This window comes from Haloarcula sp. DT43 (assembly GCF_037078405.1).
GTDB lineage: Archaea > Halobacteriota > Halobacteria > Halobacteriales > Haloarculaceae > Haloarcula > Haloarcula brevis.
Genome location: NZ_JAYMGZ010000002.1, coordinates 451,125 through 467,998, shown reverse-complemented (window position 1 = coordinate 467,998; position 16,874 = coordinate 451,125). Strand labels below are relative to the sequence as shown.

Genomic DNA, 16,874 nt, shown 5'->3' with positions numbered 1-16,874 from the left:
CATGCAGCTACTCGGTCTTGTCGGCCGTGTCGGCTGGACGAGACCGGTCGGCGCGGCGGCTGGCGTTCTCGGCGCAGTTCTCTATACGTATCTCCTGGGAGCAGCGTTCGCTCGCCGATGGGGGTCGTGGCGACCCACTGTAGGCCTACTCCGCGATGATGCTGTCGAGCAGTTTCGTCTGGGCGGCGGCGAGGTGTTCCGCGAACGTCGAGACGGAGATGTCCAGTTCCGCCGCCACGTCGCCGGCGTTGGCCCCCTTCGGGTACTCGAAGTAGCCCATCTCGACGGCCGTTTCGAGCACTTCCCGCTGGCGGTCGGTGAGCTGGCTCCGGTCGACCAGAATCGAGTCGACCGGGTCCACGTCGCCGTTGCGCCGCATCGACCGGAGCGAGACGCCGTCGTACAGTTCCTTCAGCCGCGTCACGATGGCGCGCACCCGGTCGACGTCGGGGGCGTGAAACGTCAGCTGGAGCCGGCCGCCCTCGGCGCGGATGTCCGCGACCGGGCAGTCGAAGGTCTCGATGGCCTCACAGGCGCAGTCGGTCCGGGACCGCGAGAACTGGTAGCGCGCCCCGTTGCCCGTGGCGAACACCTTGTCCATGTCCCCCCGTGCCTCGATTGTCGCCTCGTCGCTGTCCGTCGCGGTGAACTCCTCGATGACCTGGCCGTCCGAATCCGGGCTACTTCTGGCGATGTCGGTCACCGCCGCGCCCGCCTCGTCCGAGACGCTCGCCACCGGACAGGCCTCCGGGGCGTCGACCGATAGTTCCACTCTGATGCCGGAGTCGCTCATACCGAATACTGTGACACCGTGTTACAAAACGGGCGAGGCGCGTTCCCACGGAATGAAAAACCCCCTCAATCTGCCGGGTGCTGGTCGGGAACGGACCCATCGAACCCCTCGGGCCGGTAGTCACACAGCGGGTCCGCCGCCAGCGGGTCCCCCGTCGTCGCGTAGGCCCGCGACCGACTGCCGCCACAGACCGACCGGTACCGGCAGGCCCCGCACTTGCCCGTCAGCGCGTCGTCGTCCCTGAGCTGCTGGAACAGCGACGACTCCCGGTAGATGTCCACGACGCTCTCCTCCCGGACGTTGCCCGCCGACTCCGGCAGGAATCCGGATGGGTACACCTCGCCGGTGTGGCTCACGAAGGCAAAGCCCTTGCCGGCGCGGATACCCAGTCGACGCTTGAGCCCGCTGGCCCCCTCGTCCTGGTTCTGTATCGCCACGCGCCGGTAGTGGGGCGCTTCGGTCGTCTTGAGGCCGAACGACGCCTCGTCGCTGACCTCGCGGAGCCACTCGAGCACGCGCTCGGCCCGCTCGGGGGGAATCGGCGTCAGCAGCCGCCCGCGGCCGACCGGGACGAGGAAGAACACCGACCACAGCACCGCGTCGAGGTCCGCGACGAGGTCCCGTATCGCCGGCAGTTGCTCGACCGTCTCCGCGCAGACGGTGGTGTTTATCTGCAGCGGGATGTCGAGGTCCCGGGCCGCCTCGGCGGCCTCCATCGTCGCCTCGAAGCTCCCGGACTCGCCGCGGAAGGCGTCGTGCGCCTCGCCGTCGCCACCGTCGAGCGACAGCGCCAGCCGCCGGAGCCCGGCGTCGTCGAGGTCGGCCAGCCGGTCCCGCGTCAGCGAGGTCGTCCCACTTGGGGTCAGCGTCATCCGGAGGCCCTGCTCGGTCCCGTAATCGATGAGTTCCGGGAGGTCCGCACGGGCGAGCGGGTCCCCGCCGGAGAGGACGACGAGCTGGCCCTCGCCGAACTCGCGGGCCTGGTCCAACAGCGCCTTCCCCTCCGCCGTCGACAGTTCGTCGGGATGGCGGCGGGGCTGGGCGTCGGCCCGACAGTGTTTGCACGCCAGTTCGCAGGCCTGGGTCACTTCCCATATCAGCACCAGCGGCTGGCGGTCGAGGTCGAGGGTCCCCCGCATCTATGCCTCCCGGTGGACGCGGGTGACGTGGCCCCCGCAGCCACACTGCTGGACGTACTCCACCGAGACGCTCTCGCCGAACGCCGCCGCCAGCGCGTCGAACAGGTACGTCTCGGGGTGGCCGTGGTCGGCATGGCTCACCAGATTGACGTGGTTCCCCGCCGTCGTCTTTTCGACGGCGTCGATGGCCTGCTCGACGACGACGTCGGGGTCCTCGGCGTGTGCGGGCGTCTCCAGGTTCGCCGACCAGGAGTTGTCGTGCACCTCGGTCGTGACCGGCGGCAGGTCCTCGTGGGAACGGCTCATGGATACCCGTTACCGGCGGATGTTCCTCGGTTCTCTCCCGAAGATGTTCGGGCATTTATCCGTCGGTGGGAACGCCAGGAAGCTCCTCGTGGCGGTCGGGACAGGGGATGGCCCTATCGGTTAGCACAGTGAACACCACTAACAGCCCATATTCGTGGCGACGGTCCGGGAGTCGACGTCGCCATCGCTATCGATACGGACCTCTGCAAACCGGGAATTGCAGTCGAACTGGTCGGTCGTGACTGGGTACGTTCCGGTGGTCTGTGTCGATTCGTCGGTCACTTCGAGGAGATACCCCGGAGACCGAATCTCCAGGCGAAGTGTCCCGTTCGGTGGAAGCGGTTCTGTACGGGTCAGGACCGTCGAACCACTGGCATTGTGGAGTAATGCTACAGACACGGTCCGGTTCGCCGGGCTGTCGTTCCAGACCTGGATTGGCAGGCCACCCCTGCCTCCCCCGACCTGGATGACCGCAGTGGGTTCGGCTTTCGTACCGTCGTACGGGGCGGGAACGGACGGGTCGACCGTCGGTGTGTCAGCTGTCGTTACCTCGGGAGGAGGGCTGAGATGAGAGAGTGTGGGAAACAGGACCAGCGAAGCCACGATGCCGGCACAGATGATGAGAGCCACCGTCAGAAGTGGACGGAAAGCCATGTCGCAAGCAACCTCCCCTGACCGTATCGGTCTTCTGGTTGTCATATTCGGGGACACACAGAACAGTTACTTCACGCCCGTGAGGCGGGCGACCGTAGCCACGCGGCCGCTAGTCCACCTGCTCGATGAGCCAGTCGAACTGCCTGTTGAGTTCCTTCGTGCGCTGGCGGGAGATGACGGTCGAGTCGAGCATCTCGCCCAGCACCGGGAGGTCGAGGGCGCTGTACTCCGTCGTCGCCGTCACGTCGGTCCCCTCATCGACGGCTTCGACGCTGTACTCCGTCATCATCGACTCGAAGATGCCCTGGCGCTGTTCGTACCGCAACACGGCGTCGGTCTCGACGAGTTCGAGGTCGAGGTCGATTTCGAACAGCCCGACGCGGTTCGTGATGCCGAGGGTGTCCCCGTCGAGGGTCACCTCGTCGAACCCCGCCGCGCGCATGAACGGCGCGACGTCGGTCATCAGGTCGGTGACTGTCGCCGGGTCGGCCGGGACCGTCCGGGTCAGCGAGACGCGCTCCATATCGGACGGCGAGTGGCCGACGGAATAAGCGTTCGCCATAGCCGGAGATGTTCGGCACGTCGGTCTTGCGTGGTCGCTGCCCGCGCCGACAGCGGACGGCAGTTCCCCCCAAGATTCTTTTCCCAGCCACCGGTAGCCGAACATGTTCGGGAGCAGGGCCGCAGGGGCCGGGCGAATATATTCGGATATACCCATGCCACACGCTGAACTCACGCTCACGATTCCGGAGGAAATCTGGATCGGCGAGGTGTCACGCACGTACGCCGACGCGACGTTCCGAATCCTCTCGGCGCTCCCCGGCGAGGACTCCGGCGTCGGCCTGGCGGAGATAACGTCCGACGACCTCCCGGCGGTGCTGCGTGACATCGAAGCCCGGGACTCGGTCACCACGCTGGAGATACTCTCCCACCGCGACGACAGCGCGCTGGTCCAGTTCGAGACGTCGATGCCGCTCCTGCTCTTTCCAGTCCAGGGGTCGGGCGTCCCGCTGGAGATGCCGTTCACGCTCTCGGACGGCGAGGCCGTCTGGGACATCTCCGCGCCACAGGAGCGACTCTCCGAGCTCGGCGAGCAACTGGAGGAGTTCGGCATCTCCTTCAGCGTCGACCGCATCCGGCAGCACCTCGAAACCGAGCAGGTGCTCACCGAGAGCCAGTTCGAACTGGTCGAGGAGGCCATCGACGCGGGCTACTACGACACGCCGCGGGAGTGTTCGCTGACGGAACTGGCAGACCGCGTCGGCATCGCCAAGTCGACCTGCAGCGAGACGCTCCACCGCGCGGAAGAGCAGATACTCAAGCAGTTCGTCTCGGAGCATCCGGCGCGGTGACGGGAAGTCGAAGGGCGTAATACGCGCCTCTGTGAGAGGTACGACATATGAGTTCCGACGCGGTCGACGAGACACACGAGAACGCCCGACAGGAGGTCGTCGCGGTGGACGCCGACGACAACGAGGAGGGGCTGGTCAATCGGCTCGATGCCCACACCGGTGACGGGGTTCGCCACCGCGCGTTCACCGCCCTGCTGTTCGACGAGGACGGCCGAATCCTGCTCGCACAGCGGGCCGCCAACAAGCGCCTCTGGGACACCCACTGGGACGGCACCGTCGCCTCCCACCCCGTCCAGGGCCAGACGCAGGTCGAAGCCACCGAGGAACGGCTCGAAGAGGAACTGGGTATCGAGCCCTCCCAGTACCGGGACCTCCGCGTGACCGACCGGTTCGAGTACAAGCGCTACTACGAGAACGCCGGCCTCGAATGGGAGGTGTGTGCGGTTCTGCAGGCGACGCTGACCGACACCACGCTCGACCCGAACCCCGAGGAGGTCGACGGTGTCATGTGGGTCCCTTACGACCGACTGCGCGAACACCCCGAGTACTACCGCCAGCTCCGCCTCTGTCCCTGGTTCGAAATCGCGATGCGTCGGGACGAGGAACGGTAGGTCGGCCCCGGCACCGCGTCGCCACGACCCCCCTCCTTTTCGGCCCGGCCGCCCAACGCCGCGTATGGACGTTCCGCTCTACGACAGCCTCGACGGGCAGGTCGTACTCGTCACCGGCGCGACACGGGGCATCGGGAAGGCAATCGCCGACGGGCTGGTCGACCTCGGCGCGACGGTGTACGCCGGCGCGCGCGACACCGACGACATCGGGGCGTCGGACCGCCGCGCCATCGAACTCGACGTGACCGACGACGAGGGGATGGTCGCCGCCGTCGACCGCATCGAGCGCGAACAGGGCCGTCTCGACGCCCTGGTCAACAACGCCGGGGTGATGGACTCGCGGGAGCCACTCGACGAGATGCCGGCCGACGTCATCGACCACACCCTCGACACGAACCTCCGGGGGGCGGTCCTCATGACGAAGTACGCCCTCCCGCTGTTGTTGGCCGACGAGGGCGGCCGCGTCGTCAGCATGTCCTCCGGGCTGGGGGCCATCACCGAGAGCCAGTCCGGCGGCACGCCGGCCTATCGAATCTCGAAGACGGGCGTCAACGGGCTGACGAAGTACCTCGACGGCGAGTACGCGGCCGACGGCCTCGTCGCAAACTCGGTGTGTCCGGGCTACGTCCAGACGGACATGACCGAGGGCAGCGCCCCGCGGACGCCCGAGAAGGGGGCCGAGACGCCGGTCTGGCTCGCCCGCTTCCGGCCTGATGCGCCCAGCGGACGGTTCTGGCGCGACAAGGCCGAAATCGACTGGTAACGGACTCAGTCGGCGCGGTCGCCGCGGGCCGGTGTCGCCTCGTCCGGGACCGAGTCGTCGGGTACCGAACCGCCCGGGACCGAGTCCGTCGGTGACGTCCCGTCCGGTTTCGGGTCGGCCGCCGGCAGTTGCAGTTCAACGGTCGTTCCCGGCCCGTCCGTGTCGGGGAAGGACATCCGGCCGCCGAGGTTCCGGACTATCCAGTTGACGAGCCAGAGGCCGACTCCGGAGCCGTGCTTGAGCGGCGTCTCGGTGCCCGAGCGGATGACCTCCCGCTCGTGGGCGGCGATACCGGGCCCGTTGTCGTGGACGGCCACGCGGACGCCCGGCGTCCCGTCGGTCCGGCTCGCGGTAATCTCGACCTCGACAGGCCCCTCGGCCGTTGCCCGGTGTTCGACGGCGTTCTCGACCAGTTCCTCCAGCGCGATGTGGACCGACGGCCCACCTCGGACCCAGATGGTCCCGTCGCAGGAGAACGTGACCGACGCGTCGGGGTTGCGCCGTCGGGCGTCGCTCACGACCGACGCCAGCAGTTCGTGCAGTTGCGTCGGGCTGTGCTGTTCGGTCTCCAGGGCTTCGGTGACCCGCCCGATTTTGTTGCTCCGGTCGACGATGTCGTCGACCGTGCTGATGATGCGGCCGAGTCGCTCGCGCTCCTCGGTGTCGGCCGTGTCCCGGAGCAGGTCCGCGTTCCCCTTGACGACGTTCATCTCGTTGCGGATGTCGTGTCGGAGCAACCGATTGAGCACGTCGAGGCGCTGCTCGCGCTGTCGGCGGTCGGTGACGTCACGGAGGCTGACGAGATGGCCCGAGACGACGCCGTAGGCGCGGTACAGCGGTATCACGCGGACGTCGTAGTACCGGACGCCGCCGTCGTGTTCGAGGGGCGTCTCGGTTCGCGCCCGCTCGCCGGGGTCGGGGACCGTCTCGGCGAGTGCCGGTAGCGTCCGCGCCAGCGAGCGGCCGAGCAGCGCGCCCCGGTCGGCGTCGAACAGCGCCGTGGCGGCCTCGTTGACGTCGACGATGCGGCCCTCGCCGTCGACGATGATGACCTGGTCGTCCATCTCGGCGAACACCGCCTCCCGGCCCAGTTCCCGGGTCACCGGGGCCACGTCGAGCAACTGGCCGCGGAGGATGGCGACCGAGAGGACGACCCCCGACGCGACGTAGCCGAGGCTCGTCGGGTCGAAGGCCGTCGGTACCGCCCCGAGCACGAACAGCATCTGGATAATCGTCGGAACGGCGATAGCGGAAAGTAGCGCGATGCTCTGCCCTCGAAACACCTGGTTCGACCGGAACAGCATCCGCAACAGGAGGCCGCCGCCGGCCAGAACCAGCAGCAGAATGTAGGACATGTGGCCCCAGTACACGACGCCGTACTCGGGAACGAGCGTCACCGACGACGCCGAGACGTGCTGGGTCCCGCTCCCGGACCAGATGAGCTGGTGGGCGCGGTTCGACCACACGAGCGTGACAAACACCGCCGGTTCGGCGAGCAACAGCGCCGTCCGGCGTCGGGTGAGCCAGTGTGGGTGGCCGGTGTACTCGACGACGGTCACGAGCCACGCGACGGGGATGACGACCGATAGCGTCAGCTGGAACTGGACGAGCCGCTCCATGGTTGGCAGTCCCGGCACCGCGAGTTCGATGCCGTACGTGACGGCCCAGAGGCTCGCCGCGACGACGAACACCGCCAGCGGTCCCGCGCCCGGTCGGTCCCGGTGGAGCCACACCAGAAAGGCGACGCCCATCCCGACGACACCTGACAACAGGACGACAGCGAGCGGCGACAGGACCATTCGATAGCGTAGTAATGGCGACCCTGATATAACTAACCTCGGTCAGTTCGACTGCGAGCGGACCGCGGACCAGACGGCGAGGACGCCGAGGACGAACGCCGGCACGAGCGGGAGCGTGAGGTAGGCGTCCCGGAGCGTGAGCCCGAGGCTGCTGATGACGCCCTGTGCCGACGGCAGGAACAGAATCGCCCCGGGGACGAGCAGGAAGGCGACGCCGACCATCCCAACGAGAACCCAGCCGCTCGCCCCGAACTCGGGGCCGTCGGCCGATTGCGCGTCCGCCTCTCCGTCCACGGCGGTGGCGTCCGCGGACGGGGGCTCCCTGTCGGGGCGGTGGACGTAGCCCGATTCGTCGTCAGCCATCGGCACGCACCCCGCCGTGGCCGCAGGAACGGTGTGTCACGATGGGTCCACCCCGGAGAGACCGTCGGAACAGCGTGGCTGCATGTCTCGGAGTCAGGCAAGCGAGCGCAAAACGCTAACGGTCCCGCTACCGCCCGACCGCGTCCCGGCCCGAGATGTCACACAGGCTCATCCGGTGCCCGCTGGCGGACGCGTGTGCGTCCCGCCGGCCCTCCGCGACCGACGGCTCCTCGTACAGTCCCTCGAACGCACACTCGTGGCAGACGACGTGGTAGGTCCCGGCCATATATTCTATATTTTTCTAACATATTTTAACTCTGTTGATAGCAGATATTATTCACGCCACAGTTCCGGAAACTGTCGTCAGGGTATTTATCGACCGGGACCGGTGGGGGAGTATGGTGGATTTCCAGTCCCGCGACACGCGCCGGGGCCCGACTGACGACGACGCGGGGGACGACGAGGCGAGCGACGACGAATCCACGGAGGGCGACACCGAGACTGCGAGCGAAGAATCGACCGAGCCAGCGGCGAGCGGCGACGAAACGGCGAGCGAGGAGGCAGAACCCGGAGCCGACGACGCGGCGGCCGCCGAGTCCGATCCGCTGGCGACCGAGAGCGACACCACCGTCGCGGACAGAATCGACGAGGCGGCGGACCGAACGGCCGACAGCCAGCCGGACACGGAACCGCAGGCTACCGAGCAGTCTGCCGAGGGGCCACGGGAGACGGCTGAGGACGCTGTTCCGGAGACGCAGTCGGGTGGTCCATCGGAGGAGACGCCAGCCGCCGGGGAACAGACGGCTGACGGGCGGCCAGAGCAGACGGCACCCCGGACCGACGCTTCAGCGGACCGGGGGGTCGCCGCCGCCGTCGTCACGGTCGGGACGGCGACGGCCGAGGGCGACCCGACGGGCGAGGCAGTGGAAGCGGCTCTCGAAGCGACCGGACAGACGGTCACGGCCCGCGAACGACTGCAGGGGGGCTACGACGGCATCCAGGGAACCGTCGACAGGCTGGTCGGCCGCGAGGACGTGGAGGTCGTCGTCACCGCTGGCGGCCTCGGCGTCACGCGGTCGGAGCAGACCCTCGAAGCGGTCCACCCGCTGTTCGAGAAGGCCCTGCCGGGGTTCGAGGAGGTCTACCGGAGCCTCCTGTTCGAACACAAGGGGACCGGCGTCATCGCCGTTCGCGCGACCGCGGGGGTCGCCGACGGGACGCCGGTGTTTTGCCTGCCCGCGGACCCGGCGGCGGCCCGCGTCGGTATCCAGGAGGTCATCGCGGCGGAGGCCCCGTCGCTCGTCGCTGAACTGTCCTGAGGCTGCCCGGTATCAGTCTTGTGTCCGTTTAGCCGGCTTAATGTGATATTTGCCGGTTGTGCCGCGCCGACCGGTTTTCTGCCGAAACCGGCCCAATACCGCTATATCGGCCGTTTAAACGTTTAAATCGGCGTGAAAGGTCGTTAACTGCGCCGCCCATTGAAGTGCAGCCAACCCACAGAGTCGGGTGCCATGTCCGAACGCAACGCGACGCGACGCGGCGTGCTCAAGGGTATCGGCGCGACAGTTGCGACTGCGCTGGGCGGTGCGGCCGTCTCCGGCACGGTTGCGGCAACCGGTCCCTGGGAGTCCGTCGAGTCCCCGACCGGGAACACCCTCCACGACGTCGAATACACCGCGGCCGGCGCGTACGCGGTGGCGGGCGGCGGCATCGTCCTCGAACGGACCGGCGTGGGCTGGCAGAAGGTCCTCGGCGGCGGCCCGACCGGCAACGGCAACAGCCTCTACGGGGCCGACGTGACCGACGACGGCAAGGCCCTCTGGTTCGTCGGCGCGTCCGGTGCAATCGGCGAGTACGACGTGGAGTCCGGCGTGCTCACCGACCACAGCGCCCCGATGGACGTCACGAACAACTTCAACGACGTGTCCGTGACCGGAGCGGCCGGCGAGGCGAACGTCTACGTCGCCGGCGACTCCGGGAAGATGTACTACTCCTTCGAGAACGGCGCGAGTCAGACGTGGGACTACACCACGCCCGGCTCCGGGTCGGCCATCAACGCCGTCGACTTCCACGGCGTCCGCTCGGGGCACATCGTCGACGGCAACAAGAGCGTCTTCGTCACCGACGACGGCTCGACGTGGGACAAGATAGGGCTGGCCGACGCCAACGTCAACTTCTACGGCGTCGACTCCGACGGCCCGGACGACGTGTGGATATCCGGCGGCGGCGGCATGATATTCCACTGGAACGGCTCCGAGTGGACGCCGACCGACACGGGCGACGCCGGCCTGCGCGACATCGAGGTCACCGACGACGACAGCACCGGCTACACCGTCGGGGGCGGCGGCAAGGTGTACGGCCTCGGCGGCGGTGACTGGACGCAGGAGGAGACCCCCGCCGGCGAGAACCTGAAGGCCGTCGTCCGCGGCGGCACCGACATCGCGGTCGGCGCGGGCGGGACTATCCTCGAGAAGTAGTCGGCGAGGCTCGCTACTTCCGGTCGCGCTGGCACTCGGCCTCTCCGTCCGCGGGGATGCGCGCGTCCCGATAGGTCCCCTGGTGGAACGACTCGGCCAGCCAGACCTTGTGTCCGTACTCGTTTCCGAGGCGTGCCGTCCCGGTCGAGACGAACTGTCGGGTCGACGACCGCGAATGGAGGTTGACGTGACACTCGTCTAACTCCCAGTAGTCGTCGCCCGACGTCGTCCGGTTCCCCTGTTTGCGGAGATAGACGTGCGTGACGTTCGGCAGACAGATGGTCATCCGGTCGAGTTGGTCCGCCGCGGTCCGAGGGTCCTTCCCACCGTAGAAGTTCGCGTACTGTCCGAACGAGTACGTCACGACGCTTCCCTCCTCCCAGTCGTCGAAGTTTTCGACGTCAAGCGCGAACTCGCGGCCGCCGACCGTGCCACAGATGCCGAGGTACACGTGGTCGTCGGTGCCCGCGTATTGTCCGGCACCGGTCGTCAACGAGACGAACACACCTGACAGCTCGCTCATGTGCGATACCCCCGGACCGCGGACTGTTCGTGTGCTGACACCAGCAGTCGTCGTAGGCGGTAGTTGTCCATGAAGCTCATTCCTGTCCCTCGTGAGACAGGACCAGTAAAACGGACGCAGTGTTAGTACCTAGCAATTGTTCATAAAGAATACCGGTGGCCTCCGCCGGTAGCCCCGACATACCCCTGACCTGTAACCGCTTGCCGTGCCGCCCGTACGGACACCGACGTTTTACCTGCGTGACGCGAACGAACGGTATGGACGAGATTCAGGTCCAGGGAACGTCGGTCCCCGCAATCGGCCTCGGAACGTGGCAGCTGACCGGGCCGTCCTGTACCGAGACCGTCGAGGCGGCCCTGGAGATGGGCTATCGCCACGTCGACACCGCACAGGCCTACGGCAACGAACGACAGGTGGGCCTGGGGATAGAGGCCGCCAGCGTCGACCGCGAGGACGTGTTCCTGACGACGAAACTCGACGGTTCCAACCGCGACGAGCGCAGCGTCCGCCGGTCGACCCGGGAGAGCCTGAACAAACTGGGGACGGACTACCTGGATCTCCTGCTCATCCACTGGCCGAACACCCCGTGGATGGCCCCGCTGTCGGAGACCCTCGGCGCGATGAACGACCTCGTCGAGGAGGGACTGGTCCGGAACGTCGGCGTCAGCAACTTCTCGCCGTCGCTGCTGGACGAGGCCCGAAGCATCTCCTCGGCCCCGATCCTGACCGACCAGGTGCAATACCACCCATACTGGGACCAGCGCAAACTGCTCGACTACTGCCGCATCCACGACGTGCTCCTGACCGCCTACAGCCCGCTGGCCCGCGGCGGCGTCCTGGACGACCCCGCGCTCGTCCAGATAGGGAACCGCTACGGCAAGTCCCCCGCACAGGTCGCGCTCCGGTGGCTCGTCCAGCAGGACGGCGTGGCCGCGATTCCGAAGGCGTCCAGCCGCGACCACCTCGAAGCGAACCTCGCGGTGTTCGATTTCGAACTCACCGACGCGGAGATAGAGCGGATTCGGGACCCGTCGAAACTCAAGACCGGCGTGCAGTTCGTCCGGTCGCAGTGGCCGTTCTGAGCGGCGTTCCGCCTCGACCCGAACCGGGACGTACGGGGATTCGACGGATTGTGGCCTGTCCGTTCGGTTTCACGGCGGCTATCCCGATAATCGTGGCCGCAGGTGTGGGCAAATATTACTAATCACACAACAATCATTAGCTGTCTGGCCCCAGGATTCATGTGGTGTGTTATCATTAGGGCCCAACACGGGGACACACCGCGGCACCCACAGCGAGGCCACTGTGTCAGTACACGAATCCGAACCGATACGACGGAGCATCGAAGTGGAATACTGGGTCGTCGACGACGCGGGCCGACTGGTCGAACCGGGCGCGCTCGTCGACGCAACTCCGGGGGCGGAGCGGGAGTTCGTCGAGCCTCTGCTGGAAATCAAGACGACGCCGTGTGAGACAGCGACAGAGCTACACGAGGAACTCCTCGACCGACTCGAGAGCGTGCTGCGGCGGGGCGACGACCTCGGGAAACGGCTCGTTCCGCTCTCGACCCCGGTCAACACCGACGAAATCGCGGAGCTACCGAGCGACCGGACCCGGATTCAGAACCGCGTCGTCGGCGAGGACTTCGAGTACGTGCGCCACTGCGCCGGCACGCACATCCACGTCGAACAGCAGCCGGGGCGGGCCATCGACCAGCTGAACGCGCTCATCGCCGTCGACCCCGCGCTGGCGCTCGTCTCGTCGTCGCCGTACTTCCGCGGCCGGCGGCTGGCCGACAGCGCCCGCTCGAAACTGTACCGCTGGATGGCGTACAACTCGGTGCCACACCAGGGGTGGCTGTGGTCGTACCTCGACGACGCCGAAGAGTGGGACCGCCGGCTCGAACGGCGCTACGACGACTTCGTGACCGCGGCTATCGACGCCGGCATCGACCGCCGGACCGTCGCGGCCTGCTTCGACCCCGAGAGCGCCATCTGGACGCCGGTCCAGCTCCGGGAGGAGTTCGGCACCGTCGAGTGGCGGTCGCCGGACGCCGCGCTCCCGAGCCAGGTCCTGCGGCTGTCCGACGACGTGGCGTCCCTGATGGACCACCTCAGGGGTACCGAGGTGCGAATCGACGGGGCGACGGGCCGCGTGACCGACGACGAAATCGTGCTCCCGGAGTTCGACGCGGTGCTCGAGTACGCCAACGACGCTATCCGGGACGGGGTCAGCGCCGACGTGGCGTCGTACCTCGACCGGATGGGGTTCGACGTGGACGCCTACGAGCCGGTCTCGCCGACGTTCGACAGGCCGGAACCGGTCACGGTCAGCGAGGCCCGCGAGATTCGACTGGAACACGCCGACCGACTCCAGGACGACGTGCGACAGGCCGAGCCGGTCGCGCTCGACTGAGACGGGACAGTTTAGGGACCGCCACACTAACGCCGCGGTATGGTAACGGCGCTCGCCGACGACAGCTGGTGGTACGACCTCACGGGCGTCAACGCGACACTCGTCGACGACGGCGGGGCGCTGACGCTCGTGGACACTGGCCTGCCCTGGCACGGGAACGAACTCGTCGCCGGTCTGCGCGACGCCGGCTACGAGCTCCGGGACCTCGACAGAATCCTGCTGACGCACTTCGACTTCGACCACGTCGGCGGCCTTCCCGCCTTCGACGGCGTCGACGTGACCGTCTACGTCGGGGCGCGGGACGCGCCGCTGGTCACCGGCGAGCGGGCCCCGCCGCTTGGCAACCACAAGGGCGCGTTCCAGCGCCTGCTCTCGCCGTTCCTCGACGCGCCGGCCAACGACGTGGTCACGCTCGCCGACGGCGACACCGTCGGCAGTTTCACCGTCTACGAGACGCCCGGCCACACGCCGGGCCACGTCTGCTACGTCAGCGAGTCGCTGTCGCTTGGCCTGCTGGGCGACCTCGTCCGGGAGGACGGCGGCCGCTTCGAGCCCTCACCGCGGCTGATGAGCTACGACATCGACGCCGTCGCCCGGAGTATCAGTGACTTCGCGGACCGGTCGCCCGCGTTCGAGGTCGCGGTCCCGGGCCACGGCGTCCCCTTCGAAGAAAACGGCTCGGAGCGGCTCGACCGCCTGGCCGGGACGCTGTAGTCAGTCCAGTTCCTCGGCGACGGCTTCGGGGCCGAGCAGGGCCGGGTCGACGACGAGGTCGGCCTGCCGGCTGGCGAAGTCCGGCAGCGACCCCTCGGCGTAGACGACGACCCGCAGGTCGGGGTTGAGGTCCTTGGCGACGGCGATGGAGGTGGCCTGGGACATCTCCGTCAGCAGGTACACGTCAGCCTCGTGGACGCCGGCCTCCTCCAGGCCCGGCCGGTTGCCGACGTCGGCGACCGTGATGGCGTGTCCCTCGGCATCGAGCGCGTCGGTCAGCCCGTTGGGGTCCGTCCCGACGAGGACGACCTTCATTCGTACTCGATGGTCGCCGGCGGTTTGTGGGTCACGTCGTAGACGACGCGGGCGACGTTCTCGTGGGCCCCGGTGATGCGCGACTGGATGCGCTGGAGCGTGTCCCAGTCGAGTTCCTGCGCCCGGGCGGTCATCCCGTCGCGGCTCTCCACGGAGCGGACGGCGACGACCCAACCGTGGACGCGGTTGTCGCCCTTGACCCCCGTGGCCTTGCCGATGACGGCGGCCAGCGCCTGCCAGGGCTCGTACTCCTCCAGTTCCTCCTCAACGACGTGGTTGGCCTCGCGAGCCACCGCCAGTTTCTCCTCGGTGACCTCGCCGATGATGCGGACGGCGAGTCCGGGACCGGGGAACGGCATCCGCTCGGAGATTATCTCTTCGAGGTCGAGCGCGCGGGCCACTTCCCGCACCTCGTCCTTGTAGAGGTCCCGCATCGGCTCGACGATGCCGTCGAAGTCGATGCGCTCGGGCAGGCCGCCGACGTTGTGGTGGGACTTGATGGTCCCCTCGCTCTCGATGCGGTCGGGGTAGATGGTCCCCTGAACGAGGTAGTCGGCGTCGACCTCGCGGGCGACCGTCTCGAACTCCCGGATGAACTGCTCGCCGATGATATGGCGCTTCTCCTCGGGGTCGGTCTCGCCTTCGAGTTCGTCGAGGAAACGGTCCTGCGCCTCGACGATACGCAGCGAGTCCATGTAGTCGAAGGTCTCGCGGATCTCGTCGGTCTCGCCCTTCCGCATCAGCCCGGTGTCGACGTAGACGGCGGTGAGCTGGTCGCCGATGGCCTCGTAGGCCAGTGCGGCAGCGGTCGAGGAGTCGACGCCGCCCGAGAGCCCGATGACGGCGTGTTTGTCGCCGATTTCCTCGGCGATTTCGGCTTTCGCCTCCTCGATGAACTCGTCGACGTTCACCATCAGTGGCTCACCTCCTCGGTCGTCGCGGTGTGCGGGTCCTCGCCGAGCACGGCTTCCAGCAGGCCGACGAACGGCGGGCTGGCACGGGTCGGTCGGGAACGGAACTCGGGGTGGAACTGCGTCCCGATGAAGTAGGGGTGGTCGTCGGACGCGAGTTCGAGTATCTCCATGCGGTTGCCGGCGCGGCCCGAGAACGTCAACCCTGCGGCTTCGAGGTCGTCGATGTACTCGGGGTTGACCTCGTAGCGGTGGCGGTGGCGCTCGGTGCAGGACTCGCCGCCGTACAGCGCCGCGGCGAGCGTGCCGCCGTCGATGTCGGTCTCGTGTGCGCCGAGCCGCATCGTCCCGCCCATGTCCTCGATTTCGTACTGCTCGGGGAGGATGTCGATGACGGGGTGGGGCGTGTCCTCGTCGAGTTCGGCGGAGTGGGCCCCGTCGAGGTCCAGCACGTTCCGGGCGTACTCGACGACGGCCATCTGGAAGCCGAGACACAGCCCGAGGAAGGGCACGTCGTTCTCGCGGGCGTAGCGGATGGCGTCGATTTTCCCCTCGGTCCCGCGCGCGCCGAACCCGCCGGGGACGACGATGGCGTCGGCCTCGCGCATCCGGTCGGCGTGGTGGTCGCTCATCTTCTCGGAGTTGACCCACCGGACGTTCACGTCGACGTTCTTCTCCAGGCCGGCGTGTTTCAGCGCCTCGTGGACGGACATGTAGGCGTCCTCGAGGTCGTACTTGCCGACGAGCGCGACCTCGACCTCGCCCTCGGTGTTCTGGGTGACGAGGTCGCGCCAGCGGTTCTCCCGCTCGTCTTCGGGCAGGGCCTCGTCGGCGATGTCCAGCCGTTCCATCACGTACTCGTCGAGCCCCTCCTCCTCGACCATCAGCGGGACGTGGTAGATGTCGTCGACGTCGGGGTTCGAGAAGACCGCCTCCGTCGGCACGTCACAGAACAGCGCGATTTTCTCCTTGGTGTCGATGTCGAGCTTGTCCGAACACCGCCCGACCAGGATGTCCGGCTGGAGACCGATAGAGCGCAGTTCCTTCACGGAGTGTTGGGTCGGCTTGGTCTTTTGCTCGCCGTTCTTCGAGTAGGGGACGAGCGTGACGTGGGTAAAGAGAATGTCGTCCTCGTCCTCCTCGTGGGCGAACTGGCGCAGGGCTTCGAGATAGGGCATCCCCTCGATGTCGCCGACGGTGCCGCCGACCTCGATGATACAGACGTCGTTGCCCTCGGCGGCCTCGCGGATGCGCCGCTTGATGTCGTCGGTGATGTGCGGGATAATCTGGACGGTGCGACCGAGGTAGTCGCCGGCGCGCTCCTTCTCGATGACGTGCTGGTAGGTCTTGCCCGTCGTGACGTTGTGGTCGAACGTCATGTCGATGTCGAGGAACCGCTCATAGTTCCCCAGGTCGAGGTCGACCTCCCCGCCGTCTTTCAGCACGTACACCTCGCCGTGCTGGAACGGGTTCATCGTGCCGGCGTCGACGTTCAGATACGGGTCGATTTTGACCGCTGTAACGTCGAACCCGGCGTTTTTGAGTAACCTGCCTGTGCTGGCGGCGGTGATGCCTTTCCCCAGGCCAGACATCACGCCGCCGGTGACGAAGATGAACTTCCGACCCAGCTCGGGGTCGTAGTCCGTTTCGGGTTCGGTCGGCATACCGACGGTGAACCCCGCGTGGTCTAAACGGTTTCGGAGCGCGCCATCTTCGCCACCCCGTCGCACTGTCAGCCC

Annotated in this window: 20 protein-coding genes; 8 read left to right on the top strand and 12 right to left on the bottom strand. The window is 67.4% G+C overall.

The window, feature by feature from the left end; all coding sequences use genetic code 11:
* Positions 1-145: 145 nt before the first annotated feature.
* From VI123_RS09715 to VI123_RS09695, 5 genes are all read right to left on the bottom strand, one after another.
* Positions 146-793 carry a helix-turn-helix domain-containing protein gene (locus tag VI123_RS09715; protein ID WP_336337859.1) on the bottom strand — a complete coding sequence of 216 codons (648 nt, stop codon included), beginning with the start codon at positions 791-793 and terminating at the stop codon, positions 146-148.
* A 65-nt stretch (positions 794-858) separates the two neighbouring features.
* The gene (locus VI123_RS09710; RefSeq protein ID WP_336337858.1) at positions 859-1,932 is read right to left on the bottom strand and encodes a radical SAM protein; all 1,074 of its coding nucleotides are present in this window, start codon (positions 1,930-1,932) and stop codon (positions 859-861) included.
* Positions 1,933-2,238, bottom strand: coding sequence for a CGCGG family putative rSAM-modified RiPP protein (locus VI123_RS09705; RefSeq protein ID WP_336337857.1), 306 nt, complete (start codon positions 2,236-2,238; stop codon positions 1,933-1,935).
* 138 nt (positions 2,239-2,376) lie between these two features.
* Positions 2,377-2,892: a hypothetical protein gene (locus tag VI123_RS09700; protein ID WP_336337856.1), complete on the bottom strand. Its 516-nt coding sequence runs from the start codon at positions 2,890-2,892 to the stop codon at positions 2,377-2,379.
* A gap of 109 nt (positions 2,893-3,001) precedes the next feature.
* The gene (locus VI123_RS09695; protein WP_336337855.1) at positions 3,002-3,415 is read right to left on the bottom strand and encodes an SRPBCC family protein; all 414 of its coding nucleotides are present in this window, start codon (positions 3,413-3,415) and stop codon (positions 3,002-3,004) included.
* 193 nt (positions 3,416-3,608) lie between these two features.
* On the opposite strand from VI123_RS09695, the gene VI123_RS09690 reads away from it, so the two are divergent.
* From VI123_RS09690 to VI123_RS09680, 3 genes are all read left to right on the top strand, one after another.
* Positions 3,609-4,244, top strand: a complete 636-nt coding sequence (locus VI123_RS09690; protein ID WP_336337854.1) for a helix-turn-helix domain-containing protein — start codon at positions 3,609-3,611, stop codon at positions 4,242-4,244.
* A 47-nt stretch (positions 4,245-4,291) separates the two neighbouring features.
* Positions 4,292-4,855, top strand: coding sequence for an isopentenyl-diphosphate Delta-isomerase (idi, locus tag VI123_RS09685; RefSeq protein ID WP_336337853.1), 564 nt, complete (start codon positions 4,292-4,294; stop codon positions 4,853-4,855).
* Positions 4,856-4,919: 64 nt separating this feature from the next.
* Positions 4,920-5,618 carry an SDR family NAD(P)-dependent oxidoreductase gene (locus VI123_RS09680; protein ID WP_336337852.1) on the top strand — a complete coding sequence of 233 codons (699 nt, stop codon included), beginning with the start codon at positions 4,920-4,922 and terminating at the stop codon, positions 5,616-5,618.
* Positions 5,619-5,623: 5 nt separating this feature from the next.
* Here the strand turns inward: VI123_RS09680 and VI123_RS09675 are convergent, their stop codons facing one another.
* The 3 genes from VI123_RS09675 to VI123_RS09665 all read right to left on the bottom strand — a co-directional run bounded on the left by VI123_RS09675 (position 5,624) and on the right by VI123_RS09665 (position 8,066).
* Positions 5,624-7,417, bottom strand: a complete 1,794-nt coding sequence (locus VI123_RS09675; RefSeq protein ID WP_336337851.1) for a histidine kinase N-terminal 7TM domain-containing protein — start codon at positions 7,415-7,417, stop codon at positions 5,624-5,626.
* 42 nt (positions 7,418-7,459) lie between these two features.
* Positions 7,460-7,780, bottom strand: a complete 321-nt coding sequence (locus tag VI123_RS09670; protein WP_336337850.1) for a hypothetical protein — start codon at positions 7,778-7,780, stop codon at positions 7,460-7,462.
* Between the two features lie 127 nt (positions 7,781-7,907).
* Positions 7,908-8,066 (bottom strand): hypothetical protein, encoded by a 159-nt coding sequence (locus VI123_RS09665; protein WP_336337849.1) that lies wholly within the window; start codon positions 8,064-8,066, stop codon positions 7,908-7,910.
* Between the two features lie 112 nt (positions 8,067-8,178).
* Here VI123_RS09665 and VI123_RS09660 point away from each other — a divergent pair, with 112 nt between their 5' ends.
* Both VI123_RS09660 and VI123_RS09655 read left to right on the top strand, forming a co-directional pair.
* Positions 8,179-9,099 (top strand): molybdopterin-binding protein, encoded by a 921-nt coding sequence (locus VI123_RS09660; protein ID WP_336337848.1) that lies wholly within the window; start codon positions 8,179-8,181, stop codon positions 9,097-9,099.
* Positions 9,100-9,291: 192 nt separating this feature from the next.
* The gene (locus tag VI123_RS09655) at positions 9,292-10,257 is read left to right on the top strand and encodes a beta propeller repeat protein (protein WP_336337847.1); all 966 of its coding nucleotides are present in this window, start codon (positions 9,292-9,294) and stop codon (positions 10,255-10,257) included.
* A 13-nt stretch (positions 10,258-10,270) separates the two neighbouring features.
* On the opposite strand, the gene VI123_RS09650 is transcribed toward VI123_RS09655, so the two are convergent.
* Complete coding sequence (locus tag VI123_RS09650) at positions 10,271-10,780, bottom strand: hypothetical protein (protein ID WP_336337846.1); 510 nt, start codon at positions 10,778-10,780, stop codon at positions 10,271-10,273.
* Between the two features lie 257 nt (positions 10,781-11,037).
* Here VI123_RS09650 and VI123_RS09645 point away from each other — a divergent pair, with 257 nt between their 5' ends.
* The 3 genes from VI123_RS09645 (at position 11,038) to VI123_RS09635 (ending at position 13,909) form a co-directional block, all read left to right on the top strand.
* The gene (locus tag VI123_RS09645; protein ID WP_336337845.1) at positions 11,038-11,862 is read left to right on the top strand and encodes an aldo/keto reductase; all 825 of its coding nucleotides are present in this window, start codon (positions 11,038-11,040) and stop codon (positions 11,860-11,862) included.
* 223 nt (positions 11,863-12,085) lie between these two features.
* Positions 12,086-13,195 carry a glutamate-cysteine ligase family protein gene (locus tag VI123_RS09640; RefSeq protein WP_336337844.1) on the top strand — a complete coding sequence of 370 codons (1,110 nt, stop codon included), beginning with the start codon at positions 12,086-12,088 and terminating at the stop codon, positions 13,193-13,195.
* Between the two features lie 39 nt (positions 13,196-13,234).
* Positions 13,235-13,909, top strand: coding sequence for an MBL fold metallo-hydrolase (locus tag VI123_RS09635; protein ID WP_336337843.1), 675 nt, complete (start codon positions 13,235-13,237; stop codon positions 13,907-13,909).
* Here VI123_RS09635 and VI123_RS09630 read toward each other — a convergent pair whose 3' ends face one another.
* The 3 genes from VI123_RS09630 to VI123_RS09620 are packed head-to-tail and all read right to left on the bottom strand — an operon-like array spanning position 13,910 to position 16,799.
* Positions 13,910-14,224, bottom strand: a complete 315-nt coding sequence (locus tag VI123_RS09630) for a DUF7126 family protein (RefSeq protein ID WP_336337842.1) — start codon at positions 14,222-14,224, stop codon at positions 13,910-13,912.
* Entirely contained in the window at positions 14,221-15,138 is a 918-nt protein-coding gene (gene guaA, locus VI123_RS09625; protein ID WP_336337841.1) for a glutamine-hydrolyzing GMP synthase, read from the bottom strand. The genes VI123_RS09630 and guaA overlap by 4 nt, the downstream gene beginning before the upstream one ends.
* Positions 15,138-16,799, bottom strand: a complete 1,662-nt coding sequence (locus tag VI123_RS09620) for a CTP synthase (RefSeq protein WP_336337840.1) — start codon at positions 16,797-16,799, stop codon at positions 15,138-15,140. The genes guaA and VI123_RS09620 overlap by 1 nt, the downstream gene beginning before the upstream one ends.
* Between the last annotated feature and the right edge of the window lie 75 nt (positions 16,800-16,874).